General features: G+C 72.2%; 16 protein-coding genes and 1 riboswitch. Of the genes, 13 read left to right on the forward strand and 3 right to left on the reverse strand.

What is annotated here, in order from left to right; all coding sequences use genetic code 11:
• Positions 1-151: 151 nt before the first annotated feature.
• The 6 genes from ctaE (at position 152) to AC3ET3_RS05515 (ending at position 7264) form a co-directional block, all read left to right on the forward strand.
• Positions 152-772 carry an aa3-type cytochrome oxidase subunit III gene (ctaE, locus tag AC3ET3_RS05490; RefSeq protein WP_432135605.1) on the forward strand — a complete coding sequence of 207 codons (621 nt, stop codon included), beginning with the start codon at positions 152-154 and terminating at the stop codon, positions 770-772.
• A 65-nt stretch (positions 773-837) separates the two neighbouring features.
• The gene (gene qcrC, locus AC3ET3_RS05495) at positions 838-1650 is read left to right on the forward strand and encodes a cytochrome bc1 complex diheme cytochrome c subunit (RefSeq protein ID WP_432135604.1); all 813 of its coding nucleotides are present in this window, start codon (positions 838-840) and stop codon (positions 1648-1650) included.
• Positions 1647-2699, forward strand: coding sequence for a cytochrome bc1 complex Rieske iron-sulfur subunit (gene qcrA, locus AC3ET3_RS05500; protein ID WP_432135603.1), 1053 nt, complete (start codon positions 1647-1649; stop codon positions 2697-2699). The genes qcrC and qcrA overlap by 4 nt, the downstream gene beginning before the upstream one ends.
• Positions 2696-4333 carry a cytochrome bc1 complex cytochrome b subunit gene (qcrB, locus tag AC3ET3_RS05505; protein WP_432135602.1) on the forward strand — a complete coding sequence of 546 codons (1638 nt, stop codon included), beginning with the start codon at positions 2696-2698 and terminating at the stop codon, positions 4331-4333. The genes qcrA and qcrB overlap by 4 nt, the downstream gene beginning before the upstream one ends.
• Positions 4334-4479: 146 nt before the next feature.
• Positions 4480-5544: an anthranilate phosphoribosyltransferase gene (trpD, locus tag AC3ET3_RS05510; RefSeq protein WP_432135601.1), complete on the forward strand. Its 1065-nt coding sequence runs from the start codon at positions 4480-4482 to the stop codon at positions 5542-5544.
• A gap of 88 nt (positions 5545-5632) precedes the next feature.
• Positions 5633-5749, forward strand: a riboswitch (SAM riboswitch).
• Positions 5750-5914: 165 nt separating this feature from the next.
• Positions 5915-7264, forward strand: coding sequence for an aminotransferase class V-fold PLP-dependent enzyme (locus tag AC3ET3_RS05515; RefSeq protein WP_435611714.1), 1350 nt, complete (start codon positions 5915-5917; stop codon positions 7262-7264).
• Between the two features lie 6 nt (positions 7265-7270).
• Here the strand turns inward: AC3ET3_RS05515 and AC3ET3_RS05520 are convergent, their stop codons facing one another.
• Both AC3ET3_RS05520 and AC3ET3_RS05525 read right to left on the reverse strand, forming a co-directional pair.
• Entirely contained in the window at positions 7271-7552 is a 282-nt protein-coding gene (locus tag AC3ET3_RS05520) for an Lrp/AsnC family transcriptional regulator (protein WP_432135599.1), read from the reverse strand.
• Positions 7549-8280 carry a rhomboid family intramembrane serine protease gene (locus tag AC3ET3_RS05525; protein WP_432135598.1) on the reverse strand — a complete coding sequence of 244 codons (732 nt, stop codon included), beginning with the start codon at positions 8278-8280 and terminating at the stop codon, positions 7549-7551. Before AC3ET3_RS05525 ends, AC3ET3_RS05520 begins: the two co-directional genes overlap by 4 nt.
• A gap of 168 nt (positions 8281-8448) precedes the next feature.
• Between AC3ET3_RS05525 and AC3ET3_RS05530 the strand changes: the two genes are divergently transcribed.
• The 6 genes from AC3ET3_RS05530 to AC3ET3_RS05555 all read left to right on the forward strand — a co-directional run bounded on the left by AC3ET3_RS05530 (position 8449) and on the right by AC3ET3_RS05555 (position 14242).
• Positions 8449-8685, forward strand: a complete 237-nt coding sequence (locus tag AC3ET3_RS05530) for a hypothetical protein (RefSeq protein ID WP_398866397.1) — start codon at positions 8449-8451, stop codon at positions 8683-8685.
• 47 nt (positions 8686-8732) lie between these two features.
• Positions 8733-10076 carry an NYN domain-containing protein gene (locus AC3ET3_RS05535; protein ID WP_432155744.1) on the forward strand — a complete coding sequence of 448 codons (1344 nt, stop codon included), beginning with the start codon at positions 8733-8735 and terminating at the stop codon, positions 10074-10076.
• A 212-nt stretch (positions 10077-10288) separates the two neighbouring features.
• Positions 10289-11323: a C40 family peptidase gene (locus AC3ET3_RS05540; RefSeq protein WP_432135596.1), complete on the forward strand. Its 1035-nt coding sequence runs from the start codon at positions 10289-10291 to the stop codon at positions 11321-11323.
• A gap of 225 nt (positions 11324-11548) precedes the next feature.
• Complete coding sequence (locus AC3ET3_RS05545; RefSeq protein WP_432135595.1) at positions 11549-12571, forward strand: C40 family peptidase; 1023 nt, start codon at positions 11549-11551, stop codon at positions 12569-12571.
• A 49-nt stretch (positions 12572-12620) separates the two neighbouring features.
• Entirely contained in the window at positions 12621-13814 is a 1194-nt protein-coding gene (locus AC3ET3_RS05550) for a hypothetical protein (RefSeq protein WP_432135594.1), read from the forward strand.
• 281 nt (positions 13815-14095) lie between these two features.
• Positions 14096-14242 carry a hypothetical protein gene (locus tag AC3ET3_RS05555; protein ID WP_432135593.1) on the forward strand — a complete coding sequence of 49 codons (147 nt, stop codon included), beginning with the start codon at positions 14096-14098 and terminating at the stop codon, positions 14240-14242.
• A 134-nt stretch (positions 14243-14376) separates the two neighbouring features.
• Here the strand turns inward: AC3ET3_RS05555 and AC3ET3_RS05560 are convergent, their stop codons facing one another.
• Entirely contained in the window at positions 14377-15612 is a 1236-nt protein-coding gene (locus AC3ET3_RS05560; RefSeq protein WP_432135592.1) for a glycosyltransferase 87 family protein, read from the reverse strand.
• A 118-nt stretch (positions 15613-15730) separates the two neighbouring features.
• Here AC3ET3_RS05560 and AC3ET3_RS05565 point away from each other — a divergent pair.
• Positions 15731-16869: glycosyltransferase family 4 protein (locus tag AC3ET3_RS05565; RefSeq protein WP_432135591.1), on the forward strand; the 1139-nt coding region annotated here is incomplete at its 3' end.

Here is a 16869-nt window from a genome sequence, read left to right on the forward strand (position 1 = left end):
CCTCCGGGACGTCAGCGTCGTAGAGAGTCGTAGAGTCAAGCCCGTTGGGCCGGATGCTACTCCCCTGAAGACCACGTCAACACCGGTCTGGCGGGCAGCAACACTCCGAACGGCACCCCCCGGAGTGAGGGCGGGATAAGCGACCGACATAATGTCGGTCGTGGCGACAGCAACGACAGTAGATACCGGGCACGCGCACCCGTCGGTCAACCGGCCGAACCTCACCAGCGTCGGAACCATCATCTGGCTGAGTTCCGAGCTGATGTTCTTCGCGGCCCTCTTCGCGATGTACTTCACCCTGCGATCGGTGACGGGTCCCGATCACTGGAAGGAAATGGCCGAGGCCCTGAACTTCCCGTTCTCGGCCACCAACACCACGATCCTGGTGCTCTCCTCCCTCACCTGTCAGCTCGGCGTGTTCGCCGCCGAGCGCGGTGACGTGAAGAAGCTCCGGGGCTGGTTCATCGTCACCTTCATCATGGGTGCGATCTTCATCGGCGGTCAGGTGTTCGAGTACACCGAGCTGGTCAAGAAGGACGGGCTCTCGCTCTCCTCCGACCCGTACGGCTCGGTCTTCTACCTGACCACCGGCTTCCACGGCCTGCACGTGACGGGCGGCCTCATCGCCTTCCTGCTGGTCCTCGGCCGGACCTACGCGGCCAGGAGGTTCACCCACGAGCAGGCGACCGCCGCGATCGTCGTGTCCTACTACTGGCACTTCGTCGATGTCGTCTGGATCGGCCTCTTCGCCACGATCTACATGATCAAGTAGCCGGGCCCGAACCCGCACCCATTCCAGAAGCACCGACGCAGAAGATCCTGACACCGGGGTAATCCGTGAAAAAGCTCTCCGCACGACGACGCCATCCGCTGGCGGCGGTCGTCGTCCTACTCCTCGCGCTGGCATGCACTGGGGGGCTGTACGCCGCGTTCGCGCCCGCGGGCAAGGCGCAGGCCGACGACACCGCCCAGTCCCTTGCCATCGAAGAGGGCAAGAAGCTCTACGCCGTGGGCTGCGCCAGCTGCCACGGAACCGGCGGTCAGGGCAGCTCCGACGGCCCCAGCCTGGTCGGCGTGGGCGCCGCGGCCGTCGACTTCCAGGTCGGCACCGGCCGTATGCCGGCGGCCACCTCCCAGGGCGCCCAGGTCCCGCGCAAGAAGGTCCAGTACACCCAGAAGCAGATCGACCAGCTCGCGGCCTACATCTCCTCCCTCGGCGCCGGCCCGGCCGTGCCCACCGAGGAGCAGTACAGCCCCGAGGGCGCGGACATCGCCAAGGGCGGTGAGCTGTTCCGCACCAACTGCGCCCAGTGCCACAACTTCACCGGCAAGGGCGGCGCGCTGACCCGGGGCAAGTACGCCCCGTCGCTCGAGGGCGTGGACCCGAAGCACATCTACGAGGCCATGCAGACCGGCCCGCAGAACATGCCGTCGTTCCCCGACACCACCATGTCGGAGCAGAACAAGAAGGACATCATCGCGTACCTGAACGCGGTCAACGGCGATGAGACGGTGAACCCGGGCGGTCTGGAGCTGGGCGGCCTCGGGCCGGTCAGCGAGGGCCTCTTCGCCTGGATCTTCGGTCTCGGCGCACTGATCGCGGTCGCCGTCTGGGTCGCCGCTCGGACCGCAAAGGCCAAGAAGTCATGAGTAGCCAAGAGATTCCTGAAGAGAACCTGCCCGAGCAGGCCACCGCGCGCGACATGAGCGTCGCGGACGAGAAGAACCCGTTCGCCGACCCCGGTCTGCCGCCCCACGAGCACCGCATCCAGGACATCGACGAGCGGGCCGCCAAGCGGTCCGAGCGTGTGGTGGCCATGCTGTTCACGGTGTCGATGCTGGCCACCGTCGGCTTCATCGCCTCGTACGTCGCGATCCCGCACGACAAGTCGATCTTCGTCTTCCCGATCGGCCACCTCAGCGCGCTGAACTTCGCGCTGGGTCTGTGCCTCGGCGTGGCGCTGTTCTGCATCGGCGCGGGCGCGGTCCACTGGGCCCGCACCCTGATGTCCGACGTGGAGATCGCCGACGAGCGGCACCCGATCGAGGCGTCCCCCGAGGTCAAGGCCAAGGTCATGGCCGACTTCAAGCAGGGCGCCAAGGAGTCCGCGATCGGCCGCCGCAAGCTGCTCCGCACCACCATGTTCGGCGCGCTGGCCCTGTTCCCGCTCTCCGGCGTGATGCTGCTGCGCGACCTCGGCCCGCTGCCCGGTGACAAGCTCCGCCACACCCTGTGGTCCAAGGGCAAGCTGCTCGTCAACATGAACACCAACGAGCCGCTGCGCCCCGAGGACGTCGCCGTCGGTTCGCTCACCTTCGCCAAGCCCGACGGCCTGGAGGAGGCGGACCACGACTTCCAGACCGAGATCGCCAAGTCGGCCCTGATGATCATCCGGCTCCAGCCGGACGACATCAAGGACAAGCAGGAGCTGGAGTGGTCCCACGAGGGCATCGTGGCCTACTCCAAGATCTGCACCCACGTCGGTTGCCCCATCTCGCTGTACGAGCAGCAGACGCACCACGTGCTGTGCCCTTGCCACCAGTCCACCTTCGACCTCTCCGACGGTGCCCGGGTGATCTTCGGCCCCGCCGGTCACGCCCTGCCGCAGCTGCGCATCGGTGTGAACGACGAGGGCTACCTTGAGGCGCTCGGCGACTTCGAAGAGCCCGTCGGTCCTGCATTCTGGGAGCGCGGATGAGCACTCACGAGACCACCGAGTCCCGCTCTCGCGGGAAGGCCCCGGCCGGCGAGCGCGTCGCCGACTGGGCCGACGGCCGGCTGGGGATCTACTCCCTGGCCAAGGCCAACATGCGCAAGATCTTCCCCGACCACTGGTCGTTCATGCTGGGCGAGGTCGCGCTCTACAGCTTCCTCATCATCATCCTCACCGGTGTCTGGCTGACGCTGTTCTTCCACCCGTCGATGAACGAGGTGGAGTACCACGGCAGCTACGTCCCGCTTCAGGGCCAGCTGATGAGCGAGGCCTACAAGTCGACGCTGGACATCAGCTTCGACGTCCGCGGCGGTCTGCTCATCCGGCAGATCCACCACTGGGCGGCGCTGATCTTCCTCGCGGCCATGTTCGTGCACATGATGCGCGTGTTCTTCACCGGCGCCTTCCGCAAGCCGCGTGAGATCAACTGGCTGTTCGGCTTCCTGCTGTTCGTCCTCGGCATGTTCACCGGGTTCACCGGCTACTCGCTCCCGGACGACCTGCTCTCCGGCACCGGTGTCCGCTTCACGCAGGGCGCCATCCTGTCGATGCCGATCGTGGGCACGTACATCTCGATGTTCCTCTTCGGGGGCGAGTTCCCCGGCGACGACTTCGTGGCCCGCTTTTACTCGATCCACATCCTGCTGCTGCCGGGCATCATGCTCGGCCTGGTGGTCGGCCACCTGATCCTGGTCTTCTACCACAAGCACACGCAGTTCGCGGGTCCCGGCAAGAGCAACAAGAACGTCGTCGGCATGCCGCTGCTGCCGGTCTACATGGCCAAGGCCGGAGGCTTCTTCTTCCTGGTCTTCGGTGTCATCGCGGCCATCGCGGCGATCGCGCAGATCAACCCGATCTGGGCGATCGGCCCCTACCGCCCCGACCAGGTGTCCACCGGCGCCCAGCCCGACTGGTACATGGGCTTCGCCGAGGGTCTGGTCCGCTACATGCCGGGCTGGGAGATCAACTTCTGGGGTCACACGCTGGTCCTCGGCGTGTTCATCCCGCTGGTCCTGTTCGGTCTGGTCCTGGGCGCGATCGCGGTCTACCCGTTCATCGAGTCCTGGGTCACCGGCGACAAGCGCGAGCACCACATCCTGGACCGTCCGCGCAACGCCCCGACGCGCACCGCGTTCGGTGTCGCCTGGATCACCGTGTACATGATCGGTCTGGTCGGTGGTGGCAACGACCTGTGGGCCACCCACTTCCACCTGTCGATCAACGCGGTCACCTGGTTCGTCCGGATCGGCTTCTTCGTCGGACCGGTCGTCGCCTTCATCGTCACCAAGCGGATCTGCCTCGGCCTGCAGCGCCGGGACCGCGACAAGGTGCTGCACGGTCGCGAGACCGGCACCATCAAGCGGCTGCCGCACGGTGAGTTCATCGAGGTGCACGAGCCGCTCAGCCAGGAGGCGCTGCACACCCTCACCGCGCACGAGCAGTACCAGCCGGTCGCGATCGGCGCCACCGTCGACGAGAACGGCGTCGAGCGCAAGGTGAAGTCCACCGAGAAGCTGCGCGCCAAGCTCAGCGAGGCGTACTACGGCGAGGACTCGCAGATCGCGAAGCCCACCGTCGAGGAGTACAAGGAGATCACGAGCGGCCACGGCCACCACTGATCGCTGCGGCGTCGCCACGCCACACCCCCAGGGGCCCCGTCCGGTGTTCGGACGGGGCCCTTCCTCGTGCCTCCGGCTGGATAGTGTGGGTCCCGCAGACTGTCCGACACGTCAGCACACCGTCCTACGACGATCAGGAGCGGCCGATGAGCGCTGTGACCCCCGCTGGAGGCGACACCGCGGCGGGCCGTTCCTGGCCCGACGTCCTGAACGCCCTGCTGTCCGGCCGCGACCAGAGCGCCGACGCCACGGCCTGGGCGATGGACCGGATCATGCGCGGTGAGGCCACCGACGCGCAGATCGCCGGCTTCGTGGTGGCGCTTCGCGCCAAGGGCGAGACCGTCGAGGAGATCACCGGTGTGGTCCGGGCGATGTACGAGCACGCCAATGTGATCGAGGTGTCGGGCCGCACGGTCGACATCGTCGGCACGGGCGGCGACGGCGCCCGCACGGTCAACATCTCCACCATGTCCGCGCTCGTCGTCGCCGGCACCGGCGCCAAGGTCGTCAAGCACGGCAACCGCGCCGCGTCCTCCGCGTCGGGCTCCTCCGACGTGCTGGAGAAGCTGGGCGTCAACCTCGACCTCACGCCGCGCCGGGTCGCCGAGGTCGCCGAGGAGGCGGGCATCACCTTCTGCTTCGCGGTGAAGTTCCACCCGGCGTTGCGCCATGTGGCCGCCGCCCGCGGTCAGTTGGGCATCCGCACGGTGTTCAACGCGCTCGGCCCGCTGACCAACCCGGCCAAGGTGACCTCGCAGGCGATCGGGGTCGCCGACCCGCGGATGGCCCCCATCATCGCCGGGGTGCTCGCCGAACGCGGCAACTCCGCCCTCGTCTTCCGGGGCGACGACGGCCTCGACGAGCTGACCACGACGGCGACCTCCCGGGTGTGGACCGTCCGGGACGGCAAGGTCGCCGAGGAGAGCTTCGACCCGCGCGACGTGGGCCTCGCACTGGTCCCCGTCGAGGCCCTGCGCGGCGGCGACCCGGCGTACAACGCGGAGGTCGCCCGCCGTCTGCTGGACGGCGAGCAGGGGCCCGTTCGGGACGCGGTGCTCCTGAACTCGGCGGCGGCCCTGGTCGCCCTCGACCCGACGGACGCGCCGCTCGCCGAGCAGCTCCGCGCCGGGATGGCGAAGGCCGCGCGGTCCATCGACTCGGGCGCGGCACGGCGGACCCTGGAGCGCTGGGTGGCCGTCAGCAACGCCTGACGGCGCAACGCCCGTCGGCGCACGGAGCGGTCCCGCGATCCGGACTCGGGTTGCGGGACCGCGATCACTTGGGTACGTTCCCGTACCAGGTCATGAGCGACAGCCATGCGGCCCCGGCCGGCTGTCCGGCAACCCTCCGTCCGTGGCGGGGTGCCCCGGGTGAGGACCAGGCCGCAGGCAGCGAGGTCTGCGGCAAGCGCGGACCCCTCGCGTGAACCAGGGGTCCTGGTCGTCGAGGAGCCTTCCGTGAACAAGCGAATGCGTTAGGGCGCAGAGCCCCGCCTCCGCAACCCCCTCTTCTTCGTCACCGGCGCCCGGGCCCCGACGGGCTCGCGCGGTGAGTTCCGCACGACCTCACGGGAGTTCCGCCATGTCCGTCCCCACCCTTGCCACCGACCGTGCCGTCTGTTCCCCGCTGCCCGTGCTGGGCCGGGACGTCGCCGTTCCCCTCGTGACGGGCGGCGAGGTCACCTACGCCGCGCTCGACTACGCGGCCAGCGCCCCCGCCCTCCAGCGCGTCTGGGACGACGTGGCGGCCTACGCGCCGTACTACGGCAGCGTCCACCGGGGCGCCGGATACCTCTCCCAGCTCTCCACCGACCTCTTCGAGCAGGCCCGCGCCACCGTCGCCGCCTTCCTCGACTGCCGCCCCGACGACCAGCTGGTCTTCACCCGGTCCACCACCGACTCCCTCAACCTGCTCGCCCGCGCCCTGCCGGCCGGCTGCCAGGTCTTCGTCTTCGACAGCGAGCACCACGCCGCGCTGCTGCCCTGGCCCGACGACCGGCTCACCTGCCTGCCCGCGCCGCGCGGCCCGCGCCAGGCCGTGCGGACCCTGGAGCGGGCCCTCGCCGACCGCGATCCCCACGGCCCGGCCCTGGTCTGCGTCACCGGAGCCTCCAACGTCACCGGCGAGCTGTGGCCGGTCCGGGACCTCGCCGCCGCCGCCCACGCCCACGGCGCCCGGATCGTGCTGGACGCCGCCCAGCTGGCCCCTCACCACCCGGTGAGCGTCCGCGACCTCGACGTCGACTGGGTCGCTTTCTCCGGCCACAAGCTGTACGCCCCGTTCGGCGCGGGCGTCCTCGCCGGCCGCGCCGACTGGCTGCGCGCGGCCGAGCCGTACCTCGCGGGCGGCGGCGCCAGCCGCAGGGTCGCCCGGCGCCCGGACGGGGTGGTGGAGGTGGAGTGGCACGAGAGCGCGGCCCGGCACGAGGCGGGCTCGCCCAACGTGATCGGCGCCTACGCGATCGCGTCGGCCTGCAGGGCCCTGACGGAGGCCGGCTTCGACGCGCTCGTCGCCCGCGAGCAGCACCTGATCGCGAGGGTGCGCGCCGGTCTGGCCGAGGTTCCGCGGGTCAGCGTCCTGTCGCTGTTCGGCGAGGACGCCCCCCGCGTCGGCGTGGTCTCCTTCGTCGTCGACGGCTGGAGCAGCTCCCACTTCGCCGCCGCCCTCTCCGCCGAGTACGGCATCGGCGTCCGTGACGGCCTGTTCTGCGCCCACCCGCTGCTGCGCACCCTGCTGGGCGCGGCCCCCGGCGCCCCGGGAGAGTGCGGCGCCCCTGAGGAGCCCCTGAACGCCCTCCGCGTCAGCTTCGGCGCGGGCACCCCCGACGAACACGTCGACCGCTTCCTGACCGCGGTCCGGGAACTGGTCACCCGGGGCGCGAAGTGGACGTACCGGACGGAGAACGGCCGCTGCGTCCCGGCGATGGGCTGAGGCGGCTCAGGAGTCCAGCCCGATGGCGAACGCGGCCTCCAGGTCGTGCTGCGAGTACGTGCGGAAGGCGACGTGCGTGTCCGTCGCCTCCACACCGGGGATCTTGCTGATCCGTGCGGGGATGACCTCGGCGAGGTCCTCGTGCTGCCGCACCCGGACCATGGCGATCAGGTCGTAGGTGCCCGTCACCGAGAAGACCTCGCTCACACTCTCCAGGGAGGCGATCTGCTCGGCGATCTCCGGGATCCGGTCCACGCTGGTCTTGATCAGAACGATCGCGGTGATCACGGCTGGTTCTCTCCCTCGGGGGCCGGAGCTGGGGCGGCCCTCACTTTAGTCCCACGGCCGTATCTCGCCCACGCGTAGCCGAAGCCCAGCCCGAACCCCACCAGGTGGGCCAGGTACGCCACCTCCTGCCCCCGCGCGGCGCGCTCCGCCAGCCACTGCAGGACGGCCCAGAACGGCAGCACCACCCAGGCCGGGAACCGCAGCGGCAGGAAGAACAGGAACGGAAGGAGACTGGTCACCCGCGCCCGGGGAAACAGGTACAGAAAGGCCCCCAGCACCGCCGAGATCGCCCCGGAGGCGCCGACCAGCGACTGCTCGGAGGACGCGTGGGCGGCCGCGTAGCCGAGCAGCGCGAGATAGCCGCAGCCGACGTAGAAGAGGGTGAACTCCACGCGGCCCATCCGGCCCTCGGTCATACCCCCGAAGACGTGGAGGAACAGCATGTTGCCCAGCAGGTGCAGCCAGCTGCCGTGGACGAACAGCGCGGTCAGCGGAGTCAGGGCGGCCCGCGGGGCGCCCGTGAACAGCTCGGCCGGGACCACGCCCCAGCGCCGGAAGTAGGCCCGCTGCGCGGCGAGCAGCTCGTCACCGGTGCCGTACACCGGGCTCAGGCCGGACGCCGGCCCCACCAGGAAGATCACGCAGCACAGGGTGATCAGCCCGTAGGTCACCGGGGTCGAGGTGTTCCGGATCCTGGCGAGGACCCTGCCGCCGCTGCTGCCGATCATGAACACAGAGCATGACGTAACCGGACCGAATGGGACGGACCGCCTCGCCGCCCTGGACGGACGGGCGACGGGACCGCGCCAGGCCGTAGGGTTACGACCCACACGCACCGGGGAGAGTCCGGCGCGTCACCGACAATGGAAACCAAGGAAGAAAAGAGCACAGCCACGATGACGGTTCCCCTGCCGACCGCCACGACGCGGTGGCGCTGCACCCTCTGCGGCAACCTCACCCGGTTCGACGTGACGCGCTCGTCGAAGGTCGTGGAGTACGTCCACCTCGATCTGGCCGGCGAGCCGAAGGTCGAGGAGCGCGAGGTGCTCAGTGAGACCATCGAGTCGGTGCGGTGCCGCTGGTGCAACGCCGTGGACAAGGTGGAACTCGTGGACAGGCCGGGTGCCGAGTAACGGGCCGGTGCCCGGGACCGGTCGTGACAGGTAGTGGGGTGTGACGGATGGTGGAGAGCGCAGGCGGGGGGCCGGGGGACGGCGCCGCTGAGGTGCTCGACCGTCCGCTGCCCGACGGCGTGCGCCGCCGGGTCGTGCAGATCGTGTCGGACGGTTTCGGCGGGCTGACCCTCTCCGAACTTCCCGCGCAGCTGCGCCAGTACGCGCGCTTCGCGCCCAACCGGCGGGCCAAGTTCGCCGGGAACGCGATGGCGGCCGCGCTGGAGACGGAACCACTGTTCCGCCAGCGCATCGGGGAGAAGCTGAGAGAGGCCCAGCCGGAACTCGCCGGCGCCCTCGACTCCGGCTCGCCGCCCCCGGCCGCGGATCCGCTCGATGTGGCGGCCGCGGCCTACGTACTCCGGCCCACCGGCTGGGTGAAGCTGGTCACCGCGGCCGGTGAGGAGGCGCAGCGGGCGGACGCCGAGCGCGCCGACGAGGAGAGCCGCGCCGAGCTGGAGCGGCTGCGCGAACAGCTCGGGCAGGCCCGGGAACAGACCCGCGCCGAGACCGAGCGGCTGCGCGCCGAGCTGGAGTCGGCCCGCAAGGAAGCGGAATCGCTTCAGCGCAAGCTGCGCTCCGCCCTCAGCGACGTCAAGCGGGGCGAGGCCGCCCTGCGCAAGCTGCGCGGCGAGATGGAGGCGGTGCGCGCCGAGGGGCAGGCCCAGCTGTCCGCCGCGGAGGGCGAGACACGGCGGCTGAGGGCGCGGCTCGGGGAGACCGAGGCCGCCCTGGAGGCCAGCCGCAAGGCGGCCCGGGAGGGGCGCAGCGTCGAGGACATGCGGGTGCGGCTGCTGCTGGACACCGTGCTGGACGCGGCCCAGGGGCTGCGCCGCGAACTGGCCCTGCCGCCCGTCTCGGTGCGCCCGGCCGAGACCGTGGACGCCGTCGAGCCGGGCCGGATGACCCCGAAGGACATCGCCGCCCGCGCGCTGTCCGAGCACGATCCGGCCATCCTCGACCAGCTCCTCGCCCTGCCGCAGGCCCATCTGGTCGTCGACGGCTACAACGTGACCAAGACCGGTTATCCGCAGATGCCGTTGGAGAAGCAGCGGCTCAGGCTGCTCGGCCAGCTCTCGCAGCTCGCGGCGCAGACCGGTGCCGAGGTGACGTGTGTCTTCGACGGGGCCGAACTGGCCGCGCCGGTGCTGCTGGCGCCGCCGCGCGGGGTGCGGGTGCTGTTCTCCAAGCCGGGTGTGACCGCCGACGAGCTGATCCGCCGGCTGGTGCGCGCCGAACCGCCGGGCCGGCCCGTCATCGTCGCCTCCACCGACCGCGAGGTGGCCGACGGGGTCGCCAGGGCCGGAGCGCGTCCGGTGGCTTCTGCGGTACTCCTCAAGCGGTTGTCCTGAAAGGCGCAACCTCCACGGGTAATGCCCGAATTGGGGCGGAACGCGGCGCGACGCTGGGTCAAGGGGGCGTCACCACAGGTGAGTTCGGTGGGAAAAGTGCGCCGTGTGACGGGAAAATGCGCCTGAGGATTTGAAGTGATCACGAGTAGGTCACTAGGGTCTGGCCTCGAACCTCCACACGGGTGATCACTCAAAAGAAGGAGCCCGTCTCCGTGGCGTCCCATCGTCGACCCAAGCAGCCCAGCCGCACGCGCGTGACCGTGCTGACCACCGCTGCCGCCGCAGCCGTTGCCCTCAGCTCCCAGGCCGCCAACGCGGCACCGAGCGAGAAGCCGACCAAGGACGAGGTCAAGGCGAAGGTCGACAAGCTGTACGAGGAGGCCGAGCAGGCCACCGAGAAGTACAACGGCGCCAAGGAGAAGCAGGAGAAGCTCCAGAAGGAGATCTCCACCATCCAGGACAACGTCGCCCGCGGCCAGGAGGAGCTCAACGAGCTGCGCGACTCCATGGGCCTGGCGGCCGCCGCCCAGTACCGCACGGGCACCATCGACTCCTCCCTCCAGCTGTTCCTGTCGTCCGACCCGGACGACTACCTGGACAAGGCGTCCACCGCCGACCAGCTCAGCGCCCAGCAGGTCGAGTCGCTGAAGAAGATCCAGGACAAGCAGCGCGAACTGGCGCAGGACCGCTCCGAGGCCACCGCCAAGCTCAAGGACCTGGCCACCACCCGGACCGAACTCGGCAAGAAGAAGCAGGAGGTCCAGGGCAAGCTGGCCGAGGCGCAGAAGCTCCTCAACAGCCTGACCGCCGCCGAGAAGGCCGCCCTCGCCGCCGAACAGGCCCGCGCCAGCCGCTCCTCCACGACGCGCGTGAACCTCAGCGGTGCCACCGCCGGCTCCAGCCGCGCCATGGCCGCCTTCCAGGCCGCCCAGAGCAAGATCGGCTCCCCGTACGTCTACGGCGCCTCCGGCCCCTCCTCCTTCGACTGCTCGGGCCTGACCTCCTGGGCCTACGCCCAGGCCGGCGTCGGCATCCCCCGCACCTCCCAGGCGCAGGCCAACGCCGGTCAGCGCATCTACTCGCAGAGCGACCTGCGCGTCGGCGACCTCGTCATCTTCTACGGCGACCTGCACCACGTCGGCTTCTACGCCGGCAACGGCCAGGTGCTGCACGCCCCGCGCACCGGCACCGTCGTGCGCTACGAGTCGATCAACAACATGCCGTTCCAGTTCGGCGTCCGGATCTGACGTCACCCACCCGGGCCGTTCCAAGATCAGGACACGGCACCGCCCGAACGGGCGAATCGCGTCGACCCGTACTGACCCCATGCCCCGCCGGTGACCTGCGTCAGCGGCGGGGCGTCACCGTGTGTTGCCGCCGAGGTCTTTGGCCGCCGCCCCGCCACGGGGCTACTGTCTGCCGCGTTTCCCCGTCCGTCGGGGGTCCGCCAGTGGAGAGGAGCGCGGCTTTCCGTGGGGTTCCATCGTCGTCTCGCACCGTCCGGCTTCGACCGCGGCGCGGCCGGTGCGCTCAGCGCGCTGTCCGTCGCGGCCGCGGCACTGGGCGCCGTCTCCGCCGTCCCGGCCTCGGCCGCTCCGCACGACGACACCCGTGCGGAGGTGGACCGCCTCTACGAGGAGGCCGAGCGGGCCACCGAGGCCTTCAACGAGGCCGGCGAACGCGCCGGCCTCCTGCGCCGGCAGGTCCGGGACGCCCAGGACCGCATCGCGCGGCAGCAGGCGCGCATCAACGAGATGCGCGACAAGCTCGGCTCCCTGGCCGGCGCCCAGTACCGGGCGGGCGGACTCGACCCGTCGCTGGCGCTGCTGTTCTCCGACGACCCCGACGACTACCTCGCCAAGGCGGCCGCCCTCGACCGCATCACCGTCCACCAGGCCGGTGAGCTTCGGGAACTGCAGGACGCGATGCGCGACCTCGCCCAGGAGCGTGCCGAGGCCACCGACCGGCTCAGCGAGCTGGAGAAGAGCCGCAAGGCGGTCGCGAGTCACAAGCGGACCGTCGAGCGGAAACTCGCCCGGGCGCGGCAGTTGCTCAACGCGCTGTCGTCCACCGAACGCGCCGCCTACGACCGGGCCTCGCGCTCGGGACGCGTGGACCTGCCGGACCTCGGCGGCGGTGCCCCCGCCTCCGGGCGGGCGGCCGCGGCGGTGGCCGCCGCCCGTTCGGCGCTCGGCAGGCCGTACGTCTGGGGCGCCAACGGCCCCTCCGGGTTCGACTGCTCGGGTCTGATGCAGTGGTCGTACGCGCAGGCCGGGGTCGCCCTGCCGCGCACCTCGCAGGCCCAGGCGCACGCAGGCCGCCGCGTCCCGCTCTCCGAGGCCCGGCCCGGCGACATCGTCACCTACCGCTCCGACGCCAGCCACGTCGGCATGTACGTCGGCAACGGCCAGGTGATCCACGCCCCCTACCCGGGGGCGCCGGTGCGCTACGACCCGGTCGGGATGATGCCGGTGTCCGCGGTGACCCGGCCCTGACCGGACCGTCCGGGTCCCGCTCCGGGCGCCTCCCCGTACGATCGGGAGAATGGCTGGTCGACGGCGGACGCCCGGGTCCGCAGTGGTGGCGGTGTGCCTGTTGCTCGTCTCGCTGGTGGCGTGCGGCGGCCGGACCGCGACCGACGGCGCTCGCGCGGACGCCCAGCGGCTGCTGGACCGCAGAGCGGCCGCGCTCCTCGCGCACGACGCGGGGGCGTACGCCCGCACCGGTGCCGGCGCGGCGTTCGAGCGGGTACGGGCGGTGCCGCTGGCGGACTGGTCGTACCGGGTGACCGGCACCCACCGCACCGGCGACGCCCTCGCCGTCGACGCCGACCTGAGCTACCGGGTCCGGGGACACGACCGGGCGCCGGTGACCGTCCCGCGGGCGCTGCGGCTGGCCCGGGACGCCGGCGGGCGGTGGGCGGTGGCGGAGGAACGCCCCGCGCCGAAGGCGGGCCAGCAGCTCTGGGACCAGGGCACGGTGACCGTGGTGCGCGGCCGGCACAGCCTCGTCATGGGGGTGGGCCAGTCCGGCGAGCGGCTGCGGTCCTTCGCCGACCTGGCGGACCGGGCGGTGCCGGCGGTCTCGGCGGTGTGGGGCACGGACTGGGCCGGGCAGGTCGTCCTCCTCGTGCCGACGTCGCTGGAGGGCATGGCCGGGCTGCTCGGCTCGCCGGCCTCCTCCTACCGGGGGATCGCCGCCGTCACCACCGGGGAGACCGGCGGCCCGCCCCGGGCGCCCGCGGACCGGATCGTCGTCAATCCCGACGCGTACCGGACGCTCGGCCCGATCGGCCGGCAGGTCGTCATCACCCACGAGACCACGCATGTCGCCACCCGCGCGCACACCAACGGCGCGACCCCGCTGTGGCTGTCCGAGGGCTACGCCGACTGGGTCGGCTACCGCGACACCGACCGCGGACCCGCCGAGGCCGCCCCCGAACTGGCCCGCGCGATGGCCGAGGGCCGGGCCCCGGACGCGCTGCCGACCGACGAGGACTTCGGCTTCGGCGGCGACGCGACCCGGCTGGCCCAGGCCTACGAGGGCGGCTGGATGGCGTGCCGGGTGATCGCCGAGCGGTGGGGCGAGGAGCGGCTCCACGCCTTCTACCGGGCGGTCGGCGCGCACGGCAAGCGCGAAGGCGCCGTCGAGGGCGCCCTGCGGGACGTGCTCGGCACGACGCTGCGGGACTTCACCGCCGACTGGCAGGACTATCTGCGCGCTCGGCTCGCCGGCTGATCCGGCACGGCGGAGCCTTCGCCGGCCGGCCGCGTTCCGCTTCCCCGGTGTCCCGCGCGACGCGCAGCATGTCCTGCCGGACCAGGTCACCCGCGTCAACCGCGCGCACCGGGGCGCCCGCGTCGTCAGGCCAGAAGCCGGTCGGGTGCGGGTGAGCGGCGGCCACCGGCAGGGGGGCGGGGTTCCCGGACCGGCTGACTCGCGGCGGCCGCGCGGCGGGCGGCGACCGCTTCTTGGTCCGTGGGCGCGTTCGGCGTCGGGCGGCGACCGCCCCCTGGGGCGTGGCGGCGTTCGGCACCGGGCAGGCCGTCGCGCACGAGGGGGCGCTGCTCCCGCGCGGCGTCGGTACCCACCCGCCGCTGCTGTCCGTCCGCATCGTGTACGGCGGTGTCTTCGAGGGCGGGGACGGGCGCCCGGGCTGCCGCTGAGCGCCCGGGCGGGGACCGTGCTGCGCCCGGCGCCCGCCCGCTTCCGGCCCGGCCCGCCGGGACTGGCGGGCCCGTGCGTGGCGACGGCGCTCGCCAGGGCGGCGCGCGGGCCGGGCCGGTCGGCGCGGCCGGCGTCAGGAGGGCGAGGAGGCCCGCCCGGCGCGGGCGGCCTGGCCGGGCAGGACCACCGCCGGCCGCTCGGGCACGGTCGACCGCCACAGCCGCACGCAGGCGATGAGCGCCGCCGCGACCAGCAGGCCGTTGCGGACGAACAGCAGACCCACCCCCAGCGGCTCGCTCGCCACGACCCGGTCGAACCACACCGGGAACTCCAGGACCGTCACCGGCGAGGCGAGCGCCACCAGCAGCGCGGGCGGACCCATCACCGTGTCCCGGAAACACAGGCACACCGCCGCCACTCCGAGCAGCCACACCAGGTACTGCGGGCTGATCACCCGGCTGGTGACGGTGAACAGCAGCACCCCGGTGAACGCGGCCTCCGCGAGCGACCGTGGCGGCAGCCGGCGAGCCGACAGCCGCCACAGCAGCAGCCAGCCGAACGCCACGGCGGTCAGGGACAGCGCCAGCGTGCTCACCGCGCGCACCCCCGGCCCGAGGAACTCCACCGAGCCGTAGCGCAGCACCACCCGCCCGTCCCAGCCGGTGTGCCGGGCCAGATGGAACGCCAGCCCGCCCACCGACTCCACCTCGGTGCCCCGCTCGCGCTGGAAACCCAGGAACGCGAACGCGCCCGGCATGGTCAGCGCGAACAGCGCCGACAGCCCGGCGACGGCCGCCGCGGCCGCGCCCCACGCCCGCCGCCGCACCGCACCGGCCAGCAGTAGCGCCGGCCACACCTTCAGCAGCACCCCGAACCCGGCCAGCGCCCCCATCGCCCGCGGGTGCCGGGCCCCGGCGACCAGCGCCGCCACCGCGACCGCGGTCACCATCACGTCGTAGCGGGCGTACACCGTGGGACCGAGCAGCGGCACGGCCGCCACCCACAGCCAGGCCCCGCGCCGGCCGCGGCCCGGGCGCGCACCTGCCCGCAGCAGCAGCGTCAGGACGGCCAGGTCGGCGAGGAAGGCCAGCACGAAGAACGCCGGGGCGTAGCCGAGGAACGGCAGCAGGGCGGGGGAGAGGACCGCCGGCGCGGCGGCCGGCGGGTACTGCCACGTGACGTCGTGCGCCGGGAACGCCCCCGTGCGCAGCGTGTCGTACCAGCCCTGGTAGACGACCGAGACATCGGTGGTGACGTCCGGGCCGGGGAAGGGCAGTACCTGGAAGACGCACAGCAGCAGGGCGGCCCGGGTGCCGCCCCAGACCGTCAGCAGTCCGGTCGGCGGTCGCCGTGCGTCCGTGATCTCCACCTGTGCCCCTGTCCGTCCGCTTCGTGGATGGGGGTCATGGTCTCCCGGCGGACGGTGCGGACGCCATGAAGCGCGGCCGTGGCAGCCGACGCGTCACCGTTGGATACAGTCGGCGGCGATGCACAAGACCCTGATCGTGACCAACGACTTCCCGCCCCGCCCGGGCGGGATCCAGGCGTTCCTGCACAACATGGCGCTCCACCTCGACCCCGAGCGCCTGGTCGTCTACGCCTCCACCTGGAAGCGGGGCCGCGAGGGCGCCGAGGCGACGGCCGCCTTCGACGCCGAGCAGCCCTTCCCCGTCGTACGCGACCGCACGACGATGCTGCTGCCCACGCCGGGCGCGACCCGGCGGGCCGTCGAGCTGCTGCGCGAGCACGGCTGCACGTCGGTGTGGTTCGGGGCGGCGGCGCCGCTCGGCCTGATGGCGCCGGCGCTGCGCCGGGCGGGCGCCGAGCGCCTGGTGGCCACCACCCACGGCCACGAGGCCGGCTGGGCACAGCTGCCCGCCGCCCGGCAGCTGCTCGGCCGGATCGGCGACACCACGGACACGGTCACCTACCTCGGCGAGTACACGCGCTCGCGCATCGCCACCGCGCTCAGCCCCGCGGCCGCCGCGCGCATGGTCCAGCTGCCGCCGGGCGTCGACGAGAAGACCTTCCACCCCGCCTCGGGCGGCGACGAGGTCCGCGCCCGCCTCGGCCTGACCGACCGCCCGGTCGTCGTCTGCGTCTCCCGGCTGGTCCGCCGCAAGGGTCAGGACACGCTGATCCGGGCCATGCCGCGGGTCCTGGCCGCCGAGCCGGACGCGGTGCTGCTGATCGTGGGCGGCGGACCCTACGAGAAGGACCTGCGCCGGATGGCGCGCGAGACCGGGGTGGCCGCCGCCGTCCGCTTCACCGGCCCCGTCCCCTGGTCCGAGCTGCCCGCCCACTTCGGCGCCGGCGACGTCTTCGCGATGCCCTGCCGGACGCGGCGGGGCGGTCTGGACGTCGAGGGGCTCGGGATCGTCTACCTGGAGGCGTCGGCCACCGGGCTCCCCGTGGTCGCCGGCGACTCCGGCGGCGCCCCGGACGCGGTCCTGGACGGTGAGACGGGCTGGGTGGTGCGCGGCGGTTCGCCTCAGGAGGCCGCCGACCGCGTGGTCGCCCTGCTCGGGGATCCGGAGCTGCGCCGGCGGATGGGGGAGCGGGGCCGCCGGTGGGTGGAGGAGAAGTGGCGCTGGGACCTGCTGGCGGAGCGCCTGAAGGCGCTGCT

This window comes from Streptomyces sp. bgisy159 (genome assembly GCF_057707805.1).